At 57.6% G+C, this 1,181-nt stretch carries 2 protein-coding genes; one reads left to right on the top strand and one right to left on the bottom strand.

The features are described 5' to 3' along the window. Positions 1-532: carbohydrate-binding domain-containing protein (locus MKK55_RS07295; RefSeq protein ID WP_279596048.1), on the top strand; the 532-nt coding region annotated here is incomplete at its 5' end. 460 nt (positions 533-992) lie between these two features. Here MKK55_RS07295 and MKK55_RS07300 read toward each other — a convergent pair. Continuing rightward, the coding region (locus tag MKK55_RS07300) for a transposase (RefSeq protein WP_243933951.1) at positions 993-1,181 on the bottom strand (189 nt) is incomplete at its 5' end.

Below are 1,181 nucleotides of genomic sequence, written 5' to 3' on the forward strand. Positions count from 1 at the left end.
CAACGGTGTCGACACCCTGGCCAGCGTCAGCGGCACCAGCTTTACCGCCGCTGTCGCCACCCCGATCGGCGCCGGGACGGTGACGGTGAGCGTCGTCGACGCCGCCGGCAACGCGGGTGCTGCGGCCAGCGCCGCCTACACGGTGGCCGCCCCAGTGCCGTCCCCTGCTATACTCGACACCTTTGTGTTCCGCGTGTCGGGTGACAGCTACCAGGGCAATCCGCACTTCCAGGTGCTGGTGGACGGCCATCAGATCGGCGGCACACTCACCACCAGCGCGTCGCATGCGGCAGGCCAGACGCAGGACATCACCCTCACGGGAGCGTTCGGTACGGGTGCGCACGACATCGCGGTGCAGTTCCTCGACGACGTCTACGGCGGCAGCGCGACGGCCGACCGCAACCTCTACGTCCATCTGGTCAGCCTCAACGGGCACACCCTGGCGGGCGACGCTGCCGACAACCATGCCGGCTACAACAGCGGCGGCGTCGCCAACATGTTCTACAACGGCAGCGTCGAATGGCACATCTGAATGTAAATAACATAGCCGAATGTACAGAAAGATGCATGATCGAATGCTGCTCGAGTTCTGGGTTATATTTGGGTGTAATCTATTTCTGAGTGGTATTAATTTTCAGATTTATATTATGGATTGACGATGGGGCCTAGCTTGTATTAGAGCAGTCTACTGTCGACGAATTTGAATTAGAGTCTGTAATTATTTTCTTCAAATATTGGGGTACGCTGAAGACGTGGTCACCGTTCATCCAAAACTGATTATGAAAGATTGTACATGCGATGCAAGCCGATGGGAACGATCAGATAATATTAGATTGGGCTCTTACTGATGGCCTTGCAGGGCGTGAGGCTACGAAAAATCTTAGAGCGGCACGCTGAGCCTGTTTTCCCCTGCTCGAGGCAAATGAACATCTCCTGCAATGTCAAAATGCCTAGCCATCGCTGAGCACTCTTTTAAGAGTCCGTCTGGTAAGTCATGATGCTCGGCCGAGCCTTCGGACGAGGATCATGACGGCGGCGGCGTAGAGGAAGGCCTGGGCTGAGGCGAGGGTCGCCTCCGGGTCTTTCCAAAGGCGGCGGTTGCGGCTGATCCAGCCAAAGAAGCGTTCGACCACCCATCTGCGCGGGCGCACGGCAAAGCCGACCTGATCCTTGGGTTTGCG

This window comes from Methylobacterium sp. J-059 (assembly GCF_022829485.1).
In the GTDB taxonomy this organism is placed as follows: Bacteria; Pseudomonadota; Alphaproteobacteria; order Rhizobiales; family Beijerinckiaceae; genus Methylobacterium.